The sequence below is a fragment of the Amycolatopsis sp. lyj-23 genome (genome assembly GCF_046549135.1).
Taxonomy (GTDB): domain Bacteria; phylum Actinomycetota; class Actinomycetes; order Mycobacteriales; family Pseudonocardiaceae; genus Amycolatopsis.
The window spans coordinates 699027-713617 of sequence record NZ_JAJPWN010000001.1 but is presented as its reverse complement, the minus strand read 5'-3'; the positions used below and the strand labels follow the sequence as shown (position 1 = coordinate 713617).

At 68.8% G+C, this 14591-nt stretch carries 9 protein-coding genes; 8 read left to right on the top strand and 1 reads right to left on the bottom strand.

Features of this window, described 5'->3' with window-relative positions; all coding sequences use genetic code 11:
* Positions 1-105: 105 nt before the first annotated feature.
* Positions 106-4089: a type VII secretion protein EccCa gene (gene eccCa, locus ACLJPY_RS02775; RefSeq protein ID WP_410586378.1), complete on the bottom strand. Its 3984-nt coding sequence runs from the start codon at positions 4087-4089 to the stop codon at positions 106-108.
* A gap of 135 nt (positions 4090-4224) precedes the next feature.
* Here eccCa and eccD point away from each other — a divergent pair, with 135 nt between their 5' ends.
* The 8 genes from eccD (at position 4225) to ACLJPY_RS02735 (ending at position 14566) form a co-directional block, all read left to right on the top strand.
* Positions 4225-5622 carry a type VII secretion integral membrane protein EccD gene (gene eccD, locus ACLJPY_RS02770; protein ID WP_410586377.1) on the top strand — a complete coding sequence of 466 codons (1398 nt, stop codon included), beginning with the start codon at positions 4225-4227 and terminating at the stop codon, positions 5620-5622.
* Complete coding sequence (eccB, locus tag ACLJPY_RS02765) at positions 5622-7034, top strand: type VII secretion protein EccB (protein WP_410586376.1); 1413 nt, start codon at positions 5622-5624, stop codon at positions 7032-7034. The genes eccD and eccB overlap by 1 nt, the downstream gene beginning before the upstream one ends.
* 163 nt (positions 7035-7197) lie before the next feature.
* The gene (locus tag ACLJPY_RS02760; protein WP_410586375.1) at positions 7198-7527 is read left to right on the top strand and encodes a hypothetical protein; all 330 of its coding nucleotides are present in this window, start codon (positions 7198-7200) and stop codon (positions 7525-7527) included.
* A gap of 37 nt (positions 7528-7564) precedes the next feature.
* The gene (locus ACLJPY_RS02755; RefSeq protein ID WP_410586374.1) at positions 7565-7858 is read left to right on the top strand and encodes a WXG100 family type VII secretion target; all 294 of its coding nucleotides are present in this window, start codon (positions 7565-7567) and stop codon (positions 7856-7858) included.
* Between the two features lie 104 nt (positions 7859-7962).
* Positions 7963-8421: a hypothetical protein gene (locus ACLJPY_RS02750; protein ID WP_410586373.1), complete on the top strand. Its 459-nt coding sequence runs from the start codon at positions 7963-7965 to the stop codon at positions 8419-8421.
* An 86-nt stretch (positions 8422-8507) separates the two neighbouring features.
* Positions 8508-10985 (top strand): large repetitive protein, encoded by a 2478-nt coding sequence (locus ACLJPY_RS02745; protein WP_410586372.1) that lies wholly within the window; start codon positions 8508-8510, stop codon positions 10983-10985.
* 3 nt (positions 10986-10988) lie between these two features.
* Complete coding sequence (locus ACLJPY_RS02740) at positions 10989-12644, top strand: WXG100 family type VII secretion target (RefSeq protein ID WP_410586371.1); 1656 nt, start codon at positions 10989-10991, stop codon at positions 12642-12644.
* Positions 12645-13042: 398 nt separating this feature from the next.
* On the top strand, positions 13043-14566 hold the full coding sequence (locus tag ACLJPY_RS02735; RefSeq protein ID WP_410586370.1) for a DHA2 family efflux MFS transporter permease subunit: 1524 nt from the start codon (positions 13043-13045) through the stop codon (positions 14564-14566).
* Positions 14567-14591 lie beyond the last annotated feature (25 nt).

The window sequence follows — 14591 nt, the reverse complement described above, 5'->3', positions numbered from 1 at the left end:
GACGTCGCGGGCACCACATGACACTGCCCGTCCCCGAGGAGAACCTCCTTCCCGGAACCAGAACGGCGACCTCGAGTGTCGAGGTCGCCGTCCGGTGGTCCGTGCTCACCCGGCCGCGGGCCGCGGATCCTCGTCGACCAGCGGGGTCTGCACCAGCCGCACCGACCGACGCCGGTTCACGAACTGCGCCCGGCCCGGGGGGAGCACCCGCGGCTTGAGGTTGCCGAGGAAGGCACCTTCCGACTTCGGGCAGGACAGCAGGAGCGCCGGCGTGCCGAGCTCCCACATCCGGCGGATGGCCGCGTTGCCCATCGACCGCCCGGCCCCCGCGGTGCCGCGGGCGATGATGACGTGCACCCCGACGTCGGCGGCCTGGGCCAGTACCGGCATCAACGCCTGGAGCGGACCTGCGCTACCGCTGGACTCGGTCAGCTCGAAGTCGTCGATGATGATGTAGAGCCGGCCGCCCTTCCACCAGTCACGCAACGGCAACCTGCTCGGGCTGATCTCGGGACCGGGGATGCGCTTTTCGATGACGGAGGCCGCGCCGGCGATCGACTTGGTCAATGCTTCCGCCCCGACCGCGTATTCGAGCTGGTATTCGACGGGAACGGAGTCCCGAAGCTCGCGCCGGAAGTCGCCGAACATGATGCGGGCTTCGTCGGCGGTGTGGTGCGCGACGATCGAACGGGCGATGTGCTTGAGCAGGTTCGTCTTCCCCGTTTCGGCGTCACCGTAGATCAGCAGGTGGGGACTGGCGTCGAAGTCGTGCCACTCCGGTTCCAGGTGCTGGTCCTCGAGGCCGAGCGCCATGCGCAGTTCCGCCGAAGGCGTGGGTGCGTGAGGACCGGGCAGCTCCCCCACCGACAGTGTCTGCGGGAGGAGCCGGACCTGCGGCGCGCGGGCCACGCCGGCCGGCGCCAGTGCCTCCGCGAGCTCGACCGTGGCCTCGGCGAGGTCGTCGGTCCGGGAGTCACCGTCGATCCGGGGGAGGGCGGCGAGGAAGTGCAGCCGCTCGGGTGTGATGCCCCGGCCGGGGATGGCCGGCACGGTGGCGGCGAACCGGCTGTTGATTTCCGAGTCGACCGGGTCGCCGAGCTTGAGCTCGAACCGGGTGGCGATGACGTCCCGCAGCCACGGGCGCATCTCCGACCACCGGTTGGACGCGATGACGAGGTGGATGCCGAAGCTCAGCCCGCGGGCGGCGAGTTCGGTGAACTTCTCCTCCACGTCCTCGAAGTCCTGGCGGATCGTGTACCAGCCGTCGACCACCAGGAAGACATCCCCGTACGGATCGATGTCCCGGTACTGGCCGCGCGCGCGGGCGCGGCGGTAGCTGGCCATCGAGTCGATGTTGTGTTCGGCGAAGATGGCTTCCCGGCGCGCCATCAGGTTGGTGACTTCGAGCACGGTGCGGGTGACGCGGTCGCGGTCCAGCCGGTTGGCGATGCTGCCGATGTGGGGCATCGCCGCGAGCGCGGAGAGTGTCCCGCCGAAGTCGAGGCAGTAGAACTGGACCTGTTCGGCGGTGTGGGTGAGGGCGAGCGCGCAGATCAGCGTGCGCAAGAGGGTGCTCTTGCCGCTCTGCGGGCCCCCGACCACCGCGGCGTTGCCCTGACTGCCCGAGAGATCGGCGATCAGCAGCTCGCGCCGCTGCTGCGCGGGCAGGTCGATCAGTCCCACCGGAACGGACAGGTTCGCCGTGTCCAGGTCGCCGACCGGACGTGGTCCGTGTTCCGGGTGGTCCACCAGCGGCGGCAGGAGCTGGTCCAGCGTCGCCGCCGTCTTGAGCGGAGGCAGCCAGACCTGGTGAGCGCGCGGGCCGATCCCTCGCAAGCGGCCGATCAGCACGTCGATCACCGTTTGCGTGGTCTCGTCCGGCAGCTGCTCTTCGACCACGGGCTCCGGCGTGGCCGGCGGCTCGACGTACTGGGTGCCGAACGGAACGATGTGCTGCTCGACCGCGACCCCCGCGCGTCGCTGCTTCGGCCGGTACGGGCCGGAAGAGTAGGCACCCTTGAACCGGACGAGCGTCTGCGTGTCCGGGCGGAGGTAGCCGTTGCCCGGGCTGTTCGGCAGTTCGTAGGCGTCCGGGACGCCGATGACGCTGCGGCTTTCCATCGCGGAGAACGTCCGGAGCCCGATCCGGTACGAAAGGTGGGTTTCGACCTTGTGAATGCGCCCCTCGTCGAGCCGCTGGGACGCGAGCAGCAGGTGGACACCGAGGCTCCGGCCCAGCCGGCCGATCATGGCGAACACGTCGATGAATTCCGGCTTGCTCGACAGCATCTCACTGAACTCGTCGACCACGATGAAGAGCGCCGGCATCGGCTCGAGCGGCACTCCCTGGGCGCGAGCGGCCTCGTAGTCGCGCCGGGAGGCGTAGTTGCCGGCCGCGCGCAGGTGCTCCTGACGCCGGTTCATCTCGCCGGTGAGGGCGTCCTGCATGCGGTCGACCAGCTCGAGCTCTTCGGCCAGGTTGGTGATCACGGCGGACGTGTGCGGCAACTGGTCGAAGCCGAGGAAGGCCGCGCCGCCCTTGAAGTCCACCAGCACGAAGTTCAGGTCCTCCGGGGAGTGGGTGGTGGCCAAGGCGATCACCAGGGTGCGCAGCAGCTCGCTCTTGCCGGACCCGGTCGCACCGACGCACAGGCCGTGCGGGCCCATCCCGTCCTCGGCGGCTTCCTTGATGTCGAGTTCGAGAGGAGTGCCGGAACCGGCGATCCCGATCGGCACCCGCAACCGCCGCTTGCCGGTCATCCGGTCGCGGCGGTACTTCACCGGGTCGAACGTCGCCACGTCACCGATCCCCAGCAGAGACGCCAGGTCGTAGTCGCCGGCCAGGGGCTCGTCTTCTTCGACGGCCTCCCCGATCCGGAATCGCGCCATGCTGCGGGCGAGGGCGTTCGCCGAAATCTCGCTGAACTGGTCAGGGCGGCCCAGGGATGCGGTTTCCTGCTTGCCGACCCGGTCGAAGGACACGGTCCGGAGGTCATCCGCCTCGACTTGCAGGAAGAGCACACCGGGACGTCCCTGCCACGGCAGCGAACCGGAGATGTCGAGCACCACGGCGTTGCGGTAACCCTCGTCGGCGATCCGGTGGTCGGCGGGCACCGGCACTCCGTCGAGGAGCAGGACCACGAACGGTTCCGAAGCGGTGATCGGGGTGTCGGCTTCGAACCGCGGCCGCCCGGTGAACGCGGGGCCGCCGAGCAGCAGCTCGACCTGGTTCAGGTCGCCGGCCATCAGGCGGCGGGCGCCGGCCGCGTCCCGGCTGTCCGCGTCCTGGCTGTGCGGCAGCCATTTCAGCCAGTCCCAGCGGCTCAGCCGTTCGTCCGTCGCGCAGACCGCTATCCGGACATCGCCGGGTGCGTGCGCGGTGACGAGCTGGCCGAGCATCGCTCGTACGAGACCGAGGACGGCTTCGTCGTCCCCGGCGAACTGGATTTGGCCGAACCCCCGGAGGTAGGCGGCGATCGGCGCGTCCGGAAGCGTGCTGTACGCCCGCATGAACCGCCGCAGAGCGTGCGCAGCCAGTGGTTCCAGGTCTTCGATGGGCTTGCTGTCCGGGGGGACCAGTTTGAAAGTCGAGCGCTGAGGGCCCAGGCCCAGCCGCACCTCGCCGAAGTCGTCGTGCGCGGGACGGCGCTCCCACAACCGGTAGCCGAGTGCCATCGACCACAACGCGCGGGGATCGGGGTGGATCCAGCGTGCTGACTTCTGCTGCGCGGCCAGTGCGCTCCGCGCTTGCTTGCGCAGCTGGCCGAGGTAGCGGATGTAGTCGCGGCGGTGACCGTTCAGCTTCTGCTTGTGGGTGACCGAGCTGCGCAACATCTGGGTGATGAGCATGCCGAGGGCCGAGACGACCATCAGGCCGCCGCCGACGTAAGCGAACGCCCCGGCGCCCGGCCGGACGAACATCATGACCATGGCGAGCGAGCCGAGGCCCATCGGGGCGTACATCATCACCGCGCTGATGCCGCCACCGGTGTCTTCGGGCACGCCGGGCGGCGACTGCAGCTCGAGCTGGGTGTCGGGTGCCGGCGGTTTCGGCCGGCGGGCCCGGCGCGCGAACAAGGTGGTACTCACAGGCTCTCCCGTTGGTGAGTGGTCTTCCCCGTTTTCGGGTCCGGCGGTGCTGGTGGCGCGCCGCCGGGGGCGGTGCGTCGTTAGCGTCGGGACCGGTCTCAGGGCTGGACCTGGCAGGAAGGGCCTGATGCTTCGATGGAAGAGCAGATACAGCATCGCACAACAAGTTCGGCGAGGCTACGGTTCGTTTTGGGTGATCAGGCGCGAGATCTCGCCCTGCCGACGGAGGTGCCGCTGGCCGACCTGCTGCCCGCGGTCCTCACCCAGTTCGGGGCGCAGGCGATCGAAGAGGGAGCGGACCACGAAGGCTGGGTCGTCCAGCGGATCGGTGAACCCGCGCTCGACGAAGACCGGTCCTTGGTCGAATCAGGTGTGCTCGACGGAGAAAGCTTGCACCTGTTTCCCCGGTCGGAGCAGCTGGCCGCGATCGACTACGACGACTTGGTCGACGGCGTCGCGGAGCAGGTGCGTGAACACGCCGGCGCGGTGACGCCGGCACGGTTGCGCTGGGTGTTCCGCTCGGGTGCGGTAGTGGCGTTGCTGCTCGGCGTCTGGTTGCAGCTGCAGGCCGGCTCGGGCGCCGCGGTCCAGGTGCTGCTTTCGGCCGGACTGGCGTTCGCGCTCCTGGCGGCTGCGGCGCTGGTGGCCCGGGGTGCGGCGAATCCGGCGGCCGCGGTGATCCTGGCCGGCGCCGCGGCCGGTCACGGCGCGCTGGCGGGGTTCCGCCTGGTGGTCCTGCTGGATCCGGGCGCAACGTGGTTGATGGGCTTGACGGGTGCGGCCTCGGGTGCCCTGCTGGCCCTGCTGGCCGGGATGATCGTGGTCGCGGACGCTGCGCTCCTGTTCGCTGCGGCGATCCTGTTTTCGGTGGTGCTGTTGATCACCGGGCTGACCGGCTCGGTCACGCCGGCAGGCCCGGACCAAGCCACCGCCGTCGGGCTGGTGGTCTCCCTGCTTCTGGGGTTGTTCATCCCGGCGACCGCGTTCCGGTTGTCCGGACTGACGCTGCCGATGCTGCCGACCGGTGCCGAAGAACTGCACGAGGACATCGACGCCGTGCCGCACCGGGTGGTGGTGGATCGCGGTGCCGCGACTTTCGGGTATGCGACGGCGCTGCACGTCGGACTGGGACTCGCGCAGGCACTGCTGCTGCCGGTGCTGCTCGTCGGCGGCGACAGCTGGCAACTGACGCTCGCGCTCGTCATCGCGCTGCTACTGGTGTTGCGTTCCCGGCACCCGAACGGAGTGGTACAGCGCTGGGCCCTCCTGTTCCCCGCCGGTGTCGTGGTGGTCATGGCCGTCGCCGTCCTCGGCACCGCCCAGCCGGCGGAGACACGGCTCGTGGTCGTCGTCCCGCTTGCTTTCGCCGCAGGGCTGCTGTTGCTCGGTGCGGAACGCCTGCCGGGCAGACGGTTCCGGCCTTACTGGGGGCGCACGGTGGAGATCTTCGAGCTGATCACGGCCATCGCCGTCCTGCCGATCCTCCTGCAGGTCCTGCACGTCTACACCTTCATGCGGAACCTGGCCGGCTGATGAAGTCGCGCAAAGACCAGGTTCAGGCCTACTTCTTCGTCGTCGGCCGGCTGGCGGCCGCCGTCACGCACGGCAAGCCGGACGTGCTGGAGTCGCCGAGCAAGCGGATGACCACCGGAACGGTGCTCGGTTTCGTCCTCGCCGCGGTCATCATGGGTGTGTTCGGGATCTTGGGGATGTTCGTCCCGTCCACCGGCGACTCGTCCTGGCGGCAGGAGGGGGCGGTCGTGATGGACAAAACGAGCGGCGCGCGCTACGTCTACCTCGGCGGCCAGTTGCGGCCCGTCCTCAACTACTCGTCGGCCAGGCTGGTATCCGCCCAGTCCGGTGGCAAGCTCACCGCCGTCGCGCCCGGCGCGCTGGCCGGCACGCCGGTGGGGCAGCCGATCGGGATCGCGGGGGCACCGGACTCCTTACCCGCTCCGGCACAGGCCACCGCCGAACCGTGGACGGTGTGCACCTCCTCGGCGGTTCCGGGCAAGCCGGTCGTGACCGTCCTGCTGGGACGGCTGACGAGTACTGCTCTCACGGAGGCGCAGGCGTTCTACGTCGCGGTTCCGGACGGGACCGGCTACCTGATCTCGCGGGGAAAGCGGTTCCGCCTGCCGGGCGGAGCGGTCGCGGCTTCTCTCGGCTACGGCGCCCTGCGTCCGGTCGACGTGCCGCCGGCCTGGCTGAACACGATCCCGCAGGGCCCGGACTTGGTGGCGCCGGTGGTGCCCGGTACCGGCGGGCCGGGCCCGGTGATCGGAGGCAAGCAGAGCCGGATCGGACAGGTCTACCAGGTACGGAACGCGGCGCTCGGCACGGAGCAGAACTACCTCGTTCGCCCGGACGGTCTGGCTGTCCTCAGCCGGACCGGGGCCGCGCTGGTGCTCGCTGCGCCGGACACCCGACAGGCGTATCCGGACACTCCCATCGAGCCGGCCCGTGTCGGTCCGGACGCGTTGAGCGGCCTGCCGATCGCGGCTTCGGCGGGGGTCGCGAGCGATCTTCCGCCGGATCCTCCGGAAATCGTCACCCCGCCGGCGGGAGTACAACCGTGCGTGCGCCAGGAACCGGTGGCCGGGGGACCGGCGGTGGCGGAACTGCTCCCGGACGATCAGGTGTCACGGGCTTCGGTGCCGCTGGGTACACACCAGGCGGGCGCGACAGCCGATCGCGTCGCGATCCCGGCGGGCCGCGGTGTCCTCGCCAGGAACCCGCCGGCTCCGGGTACCACCGCAGGAGTGATCTACCTGGTCACCGAAACGGGCGAAAAGTTCCCGTTGGCAGACGGCGATGCCGTCGCCGCACTCGGCTACACCGAGCCTGCAGCAGTTCCTGTGCCCATGCCGCTGCTCGACCTGCTTCCGACCGGACCGGTGCTGAGCGTGGCTGCCGCTCGCCAGACGCAGGGGGCTCCTTCGTGACGCTGCGGCAGAGCTTCGCAAGGGAAATCCCTACTGCGGTTCCGCAGCGCCGAAAAACGCACTTACGGCCGACTTTCCATGATTAGTTTCGAATCGTGACAGTGCTACTCCCAGAAACGTAGCGCTCACCGAAGTCGTAGCACTCATCGCAGGAGGACTCGAAGTGTCGCATTCCACTCAGCTCAACGCACAGACGATCAACCAGCAGGCCGGCAAGCACGAGGAGACGGCCGACCACATCAGCGCTCAGCTCGACGCGCTGAAGACGCACATCGAATCCACGCTGGCGGCCAGCCCCAGCGCTGCTACGCGGGCGCTGAGCACGACCACCGACCGCTGGGTGGAGTCGGTGCGCAAGTCCGTCCTCGACCACATGCACGCGATGGCGGAGAACATGCGCCGCGAGGCCAACAACCAGGACGCGATGGACTCCGAGAGCATGCAGGCGATCCTGAACGTTCCCATGGAGACCGGCAACTTCCTCGGCGTCTGACCCCTTCCCACCGAGCACGAGCACAAGGAGACCCCCCATGTCCGATGGTACGATCACCTACGACTACCCGGTCATCGAAGAATGCCTCTCGATGATGGTCGCCAAGGCCAACGAAATCGAGAACCAGGCCGGCGACCTGGAATCCGACGTCAAGCGGATCATGGTCGACTGGAAGGGCACGACGGCCGATGCCTACAACCAGCTCGCCAACGACCTCCGGTCGGACATCGAGGCGAACAAGAGCAACTTGGACACCTTGCGCAAGTCGCTGGCAGACGCGGCCGAGCGCATGAAGCACGCCGACGCCAGTGGCGCGAAGGGCATGCACTAGACCACACGGTGTGCCGGGGAGACCCTCCCCCTGAAGCCCCGGCACACCGTGTTCCCATTTCCTGCGGCTGTTTCGGACGTGGCCCTGACCAGTGAGGAGTTGCCGTGTCGACGAAGTTCGATGCCCAAGCCATCAAGGCGGCCGCCGGCAGTATCGGCGGTCTCATGGACGACATGAGTGCCTTCGAGGCACTCAAGCAACATTGGCCCAATGCGGGCAAGTTCAAGCTCGCGGTGTGGCTGGAGCGTGTCGTCGACGACCGCCGGAACGCGATCGTCGCGCACGCGGACCACCTCAAGATCGCCTTCGACGAGATGGAAAAGAAGCTCAACGGAATCGCGACGAACTTCCAGAACGCCGACGGCGACAACGCTCAGGCGATCAGCAAGGCGGTGGCCGGGCTGGAAGGCTCGGTCGTCGGCTCGGTTCATTCGTTCGACCGGAACACCGAGTCCGCGCAGCACAACTACACGCGGGACAACGATCACACCGGTCCCGGCTTCAACAATCCGCACGACGGAGACGGGTACAACGACAATCTGAACGACCAAGTCACCGAGTAACCCTCTGCCGGGCGAAAAGCAAGTCGTTCAGCGAAAGTGTTGCAGCGATCGGCCCCGGTGTCAGCCTCCAAGACAAGGAATTTTCGATGCCCGTTCCCGAAGGCACGGCGCCGTTGGTCGGTCAGTACTCGGCGGCCGCGCCCGCTCTGGACCCCTCCTCCTATGCCACCCTGGACTCGATCGAGGACATTGTCAGCGACATAGTCCACAACGCAGACGGTTCGAAGGCCGGATCGAGCAAGTCGACTTCGGCTCAGGCGTGGTACGACCTCGAGACGGCCATGAAGAAAGCCGAGGCCGCTCTCGCCACGGTGAACGAAAGGTTCACCAAGCAGATCAAAGCGGTGAAGGACGCTTTGGAGGGTGAGGCGGGCGAGGCCTTCGCCAAATATGCCACGGCCGTCCTGAAAACCAGTGAGGAGGTCTACGACACCGTCACCAAGAAGCAGTTCGACACCACGATGGGTAACATCGGCCGTGCTTCCCAGAACTTCGCGGCCAGCTGGTGGCACATCCACGACGCGTCGACCCAGGTGCGGGAGCAGTTGACGAAATCGATCGGTGACAACGCCCAAAAACTGCTCACCCAGGCGAAGACGCAACAGGACGTGGCGACCATCGTGTCGAACTACGTGACCGATCTGGCCGCCATGAAGACCAGCCAGGACTCGGCGCTGCTGAAAGACCTGCAGAACGCACTGGGAGGGCTGGGCACCCAGTACAACGCCCGGGCGGCCGACCTGGTTCCGCTCTACATCTCCGACGGGGACACGACCACCGCCGCGCCGCAGGGCAGCGCTCAGCAACAGATCGCCGCCGACCAGGAGCGGACGTACAACCCCACCGAGGTCCGGACGAACAACCCGCAGCAGGACAGGTCCGAAAACACGGATCCGAACCGGAGGTACGACCGGCAGCAGGAAAACGCCGACGCACCCGCGACTCCGGCGGCACCAGGAGAGGTGACACCGGGGCAGGGGGCGATTCCGGCGGAGCGGATACGGGCGGAAAACCCCACCGGTGCGCAACCCGGCCTGGCCGGTGACACCACTCAGGCCGTCGGAAACACGCAGAAGCAAGCCCTCGACGACGCCAAGAAGGCCACGACCGCGGCTATCGATGGCCTGACGTCGCCGTCTGACAACCCGCAGCGCAAACAGGCGCTGGCGGACGCCAAGCAGGCGGCGCAGGGAGCGATCGACGGCCTTACCGGCTCGGTGCCCGGAGCACTCGACAACGCTCCTGCGACACCGGGGGCGGTCGGCGGAGTCGACCCGGCAACCAAACAGGCGCTGGCGGACGCGAAGGACGCTGCCGGCAACGCGATCGGCAGCTTGGCCGGCCAGACCACCGACCCGAAGCGCAAGAAGGCCCTGGAGGAAGCCAAGCAAGCTGCGGAGGACGCGATCGACGGACTCGCGGATCCGGCAGGCGCGCCGGAGAAGGTCGTCGGTGGTCCGGACAAAAGCGACCTCGAAAGGGCCAAGGACGCCGCTGGGCACGCCATCGACGACCTCGCGCAGCCCAGCGACTCGGATGCCCGGAAGCAGGGCCTCGACGACGCCAAGCGAGCCGCGGCCGACGCGATGGACGGCCTGGCCGACCAGCCGGGAACGACCGACGAGAACGGTCCCGCCCACCCGCAGGACCGCGCCGCACTGCTCGATGCCAAGCACGAGGCGCAGAAGGCGATCGACGACCTGATCTGCAAGACGGACGACCCCGAACGCAAACAGGCCTTGGAAGACGCCCGGAAGGCCATGGGCGATGCGATCGACCAGGTGGCGGCACCGGACCACTTCAAGCATGTGCAGGACGCGAAGGCCGCTGCCGACGGTGCGATCGACGGGCTTCGCGCGGCCGGCGACGACCCCCAACGCCAGCAGGCGCTCGAGGCCGCCAAGAATGCCGCGAACCAGGCGATCGGCGACCTCAACGACACGCCGGAGCTCAACGGTCCCGGGCACGAGCAGGCACTCCAGCACGCGAAAGACGAAGCCGCCAAGGCGGTGGACGCGCTCGCTCGACCCGATGACACTCCCGCCGAACGAAAGGCGCTCGCCGACGCCAAGCAGGCCATCAACCAGGCCATCGACGGTACCGGCGGAGCAGCGGGGAGTTCGGCGTTGCACGACTTCCTCAAGCCGCCCGGAAAGGACGGCTTGGTGGCACCCGCGGGGGGCGTGGGTGGTGGCGTGGGAGCCGGCGCCGGCCTGCCTGCGACCTCGGCCGGACCCGGCCCCCGCGGCGGTGCGAGCAGCGGCTGGGGCACCCCGGGGAGCGGCGACCACCCGGTAGCGGGCAAGTTCGACACCCAGCCGTTCCAGGGCAGCGGCAGCGCGACGACTCAAGGCAGTTCTCTCGCCCCGGTGGCGTCCGCGAACTCGGGTCCCGCCGGCTCGCCGATGGGGCCGATGGGGCCCATGGGCGGGATGGGCGGGGGACACAGTGGCCAAGGGGAGAAGGAGCGGGAACCCCAGATCTGGCTGCAAGTCGAACAAGGCGCGTGGGACAACGGCGATGGTGATGACGAGCGACGCGGTCACGTGCTGGGCAGGAGCTGAGAGATGTCGCCGCCGGAGTCCCTGCCCCCGGTTCTCGACCCGGAGCTGCAGGCCCTGACCTTCGACCAGCTCGCTCAGCTGGTCGATGAAGTGAACCCGGAGGTCTTCTACGAGCGGGCCCGGGCGTTCGAAGCCGCTGTGGTGCGGTTCGAGCAGGTCCGGTCGGATCTCGACCGCCAGACCCGCCACCTGTGGGAAGCCTGGTCGGGACAAGGCGCGGAGTCGTTCGAAGTTTTCGCGCGGCAGCTGTCGAGCCGCGTCGACGCGGTGGTGCAGGCCATGGCGGACCCCGGTCATGGCGCGGTGCTGCGTCGGGTGGGAGACGCTTTGGCGCAGGCTCAGCAGCGCATGCACGACCTGCGGGCGCAGAACCGTCAGAGCGATGCCGAGTCGGCCCGCCAGGTGGTGTACGACCTCGGTACCGCCTACCAGGACCTGGGTACGATCTTGACCAGTGTGCCCGAAGCTCCGTCCGCTCCGAGGGCCGTGGTGGATGAGCGAAGCGCGCCGAGCGTCGGCGAGGCGGACGCGAATTCGTCCCCCCAGCGGGAGCGCTCTGACGATTCGGAGACGTTCTCGGCCGGCCAGGACAACTCCAGGGCAGGGGGGTTCACTCCCGGCGGTGCCTTCGCGTTTCTGGGTATCCTGGCCCCGACCCCGCCCGCCGAGGCGACCTCGCCGACCGAAACGTCCTGCGCGACCTCCCCCGTGCTGGGGCGGGCCCCTGCGGAGACGGCGTCGATCGATGCCGAGCCGCAGCAGCGGGACACCGCTGTTGTCCTGGGCCGGCCGGTACCGGTGATGCGACCGGGAATCCGGTCGGTGCGGGCGAAGCGGGACGAGCGAGCCACGGACGACCCGGGCGCGACCGCTGCGGCGGCCGGATGGGACGAGCCCGCGGCGGGGACGCAAGAAGTGCTGACGACGTCTGCGCCGCATTCGCACGAGAAGGTGACCGCGGCGGAACCACCGGGGGCGACGTCCACGACCAAACCGGCCACCGTCCCCACGGTGACGGCACCGGCAGCGCAGACAGCGCCGGCGGTTCCGGCCACCGCGCACGCAGTCCCGGGTGCGCGGACAGCGCAGTCGATCACCGTGGCGGCGCCGCCCGGGCCGATCTCGCCGCACACCGCGCCCGTGCTGCCGGCGGTAGGGACGCCGGCCACCGCACACCCGGCTCCCGCGCCGGGGCAGGTGCCGATGTTGTCCGGCGAGCCGCTCCCTTCGCCGGCTCACGAGGCAATGCCGAGCACGGCTCGTCCGCCGGGTGCGCTGCCACCCTCTCCGGCGTTCCACCCGGTAACCGGGAACTTGGACGCCGCGACCGCCGGTGCCCCGCCGGTCGGGCCGCAGGTGCCCGGTGCGCCGAGAGGGGGCGGTGATCCGTCGGTCGGCGGCGGTTTCCTGGGTTCGGGGTTCCGTGACGGCACGGGGGCGGAAGAACACGCCGGTACGCGCGACCCGGCGGGCTACCTGGAAGCCGAACCCGGTGCGTGGAGTCACAGCGGCGATGGTGCGCCGGTCCTCGGTCGCCGGTCCACCTCGCCGCCGGCCGACGAAGAAGTTCCGGCCGGCGGCGAAGACCTGACCCGGATTCAAGACCCGGAAGAGCTGCGGCGCGTGCTGGAACGCCTCGGCCGTCCGAACTCGGAGTGAGCGGACCTCATCAGCCGACACGCCGGCTGATGACCTGCGCCGGTAAGGAATTCGGGAATGCCGTAGAAATTCTTGGCGAACTCGGGAAACGTCGCAAGCAGCCCAACGCGCTGAGCTGATGCCGGGCAACGCGCGGAGCGGGTGCATCATCGGGCAGAGCGGCTCGACGAACAGGCGTTGTGCCACGATGAATCATCGCCGACCGGCAACCCGATCGGCTATTTTCTGGGAAATACTTTTCGCGACAATGGTGATCTCGCGGCGGCCGGAATGATCTGCTCGCTCCGGCCGGCCTCCCGGCGATTTTTCCGTGTCGGCTCATCGCGGAGGGCACGTTCATGCATACCGGTCCGGTTCGGCCGTGGGCGGCACTTTCGGTTCTGTGTCTGGGTTTCTTCATGATCCTGCTGGACACCACGATAGTAACAGTCGCGATTCCGGCGATGGTGGGCGGTCTGGGCGCGAGTCTCAACGCGATCGTCTGGGTGGTCAGCGTTTATCTGCTCGCCTATGCGGTACCGATGCTGTTCACCGGACGGCTCGGCGATCGATACGGGCCGCGGCGAGTGTTCCTGGCCGGGCTTTTCGTATTCACCCTTGCGTCGCTTTGGTGCGGCCTGTCGGGTGCGGTCGAGACACTCATCGTCGCGCGAGCCGCGCAGGGCTTGGGTGCCGCGCTGCTGACCCCGCAGACACTCGCGTTCGTCGGTCACCTGTTCCAGCCGTCCGAACGGGGAGCGGCCATGGGTGTGTGGGCCGGCGTCGCCGGTTTGGCCACGATCACCGGGCCGCTGCTCGGTGGTGCGCTGGTCGAGCACCTCGGCTGGCAGTGGGTCTTCTTCGTCAACGTCCCGCTCGGATCGATCACGTTCGTGCTGACCTGGTGGCTGGTTCCCGATTGGCGACCGGGCCGCGTCCGCTCCTTCGACGTCACCGGCATCCTGCTTTCCGCTGCCGGGTTGTTCCTCGTCGTCTTCGGTGTCCAGAACGGGCAAAAGTACGGCTGGGCCAGGGTGATCGGTCCGATCTCGGTGTTCGAGGTCATCGGGATCGGCGTGGTGCTGCTCGGGCTGTTCGTTTTCTGGCAGCACGTCACTCCCCGGGAGCCCTTGATGCCGCTGCGAGTGTTCGAGGACCGGAACTTCTCGGCGGGCACGTTCGCCTGGGCCACTGTCGGCTTCGCGATAACCGGCATGCTCCTGCCACTGGTGCTCTACCTCCAGTCGGTACTGGACCTCACGCCGTTCGCGACGGGACTGCTCACCGCGCCGATGGCCGTTGTCACCGCGGCCACGGGGCCGTTCGCCGGCCGTGCGTCGGACAAGGTCGGCGGCAAGTACCTGGTGTTGTCCGGTCTCGTCGTGCTGGCCGGCGGGCTCGGCCTCGTGGCGGTGCAGACCGGCCGAGTGGTCGAGGCGGCGGCGCTTCTGCCCGCCTTGCTCCTGTGCGGTTTCGGTTTCGGGCTCGTTCTCGCACCGATGAGCAGCCTCGCCTTGGGCGGGATCGAGCCGACGCTGATGGGCACCGCATCCGGCATCTTCAACACGGCCCGCCAGGTCGGCGGGGTACTCGGTAGTGCGATGGTCGGCGTTCTGCTGCAGGCACGGCTCATGGTCGCCAGTACGGTCGATGCGACCGCCGCGGCTGCGTTGCTGCCGGAGCACTATCGGAAGCTTCTCGCCGACCATGTGTCCGACGCGGTGGTGTCAGCCGGCGGCTACGGAGTTGTCCCGGTGCGGGTGACCGGTTTCCCGCCGGATCTCGCCGCGCGAGCCGATGTTCTCGCCGCCCAAGCCGTCCACCGGGGGCTGGGTGAAGCGGCCAGTCAGAGTTTGCTGCTTCCCGTGGGAGTCCTGCTCCTGGGAGCCATCGCTGCGGCGGCGATGCGCCGCACCACCCCGGCGATGGCGAAGACCGCCTGAACCACCTCGTAGCCCGGCTCGCGAA

Excerpts from the sequence above, each read along its gene's own strand:
- ACLJPY_RS02755 (WP_410586374.1), top strand. The coding sequence starts at position 7,565 with ATGTCCGATGGTACGATCACCTACGACTACCCGGTCATCGAAGAATGC.
- eccD (WP_410586377.1), top strand. The coding sequence starts at position 4,225 with ATGGAAGAGCAGATACAGCATCGCACAACAAGTTCGGCGAGGCTACGG.
- ACLJPY_RS02740 (WP_410586371.1), top strand. The coding sequence starts at position 10,989 with ATGTCGCCGCCGGAGTCCCTGCCCCCGGTTCTCGACCCGGAGCTGCAG.
- eccB (WP_410586376.1), top strand. The coding sequence starts at position 5,622 with ATGAAGTCGCGCAAAGACCAGGTTCAGGCCTACTTCTTCGTCGTCGGC.
- ACLJPY_RS02745 (WP_410586372.1), top strand. The coding sequence starts at position 8,508 with ATGCCCGTTCCCGAAGGCACGGCGCCGTTGGTCGGTCAGTACTCGGCG.
- ACLJPY_RS02735 (WP_410586370.1), top strand. The coding sequence starts at position 13,043 with ATGATCCTGCTGGACACCACGATAGTAACAGTCGCGATTCCGGCGATG.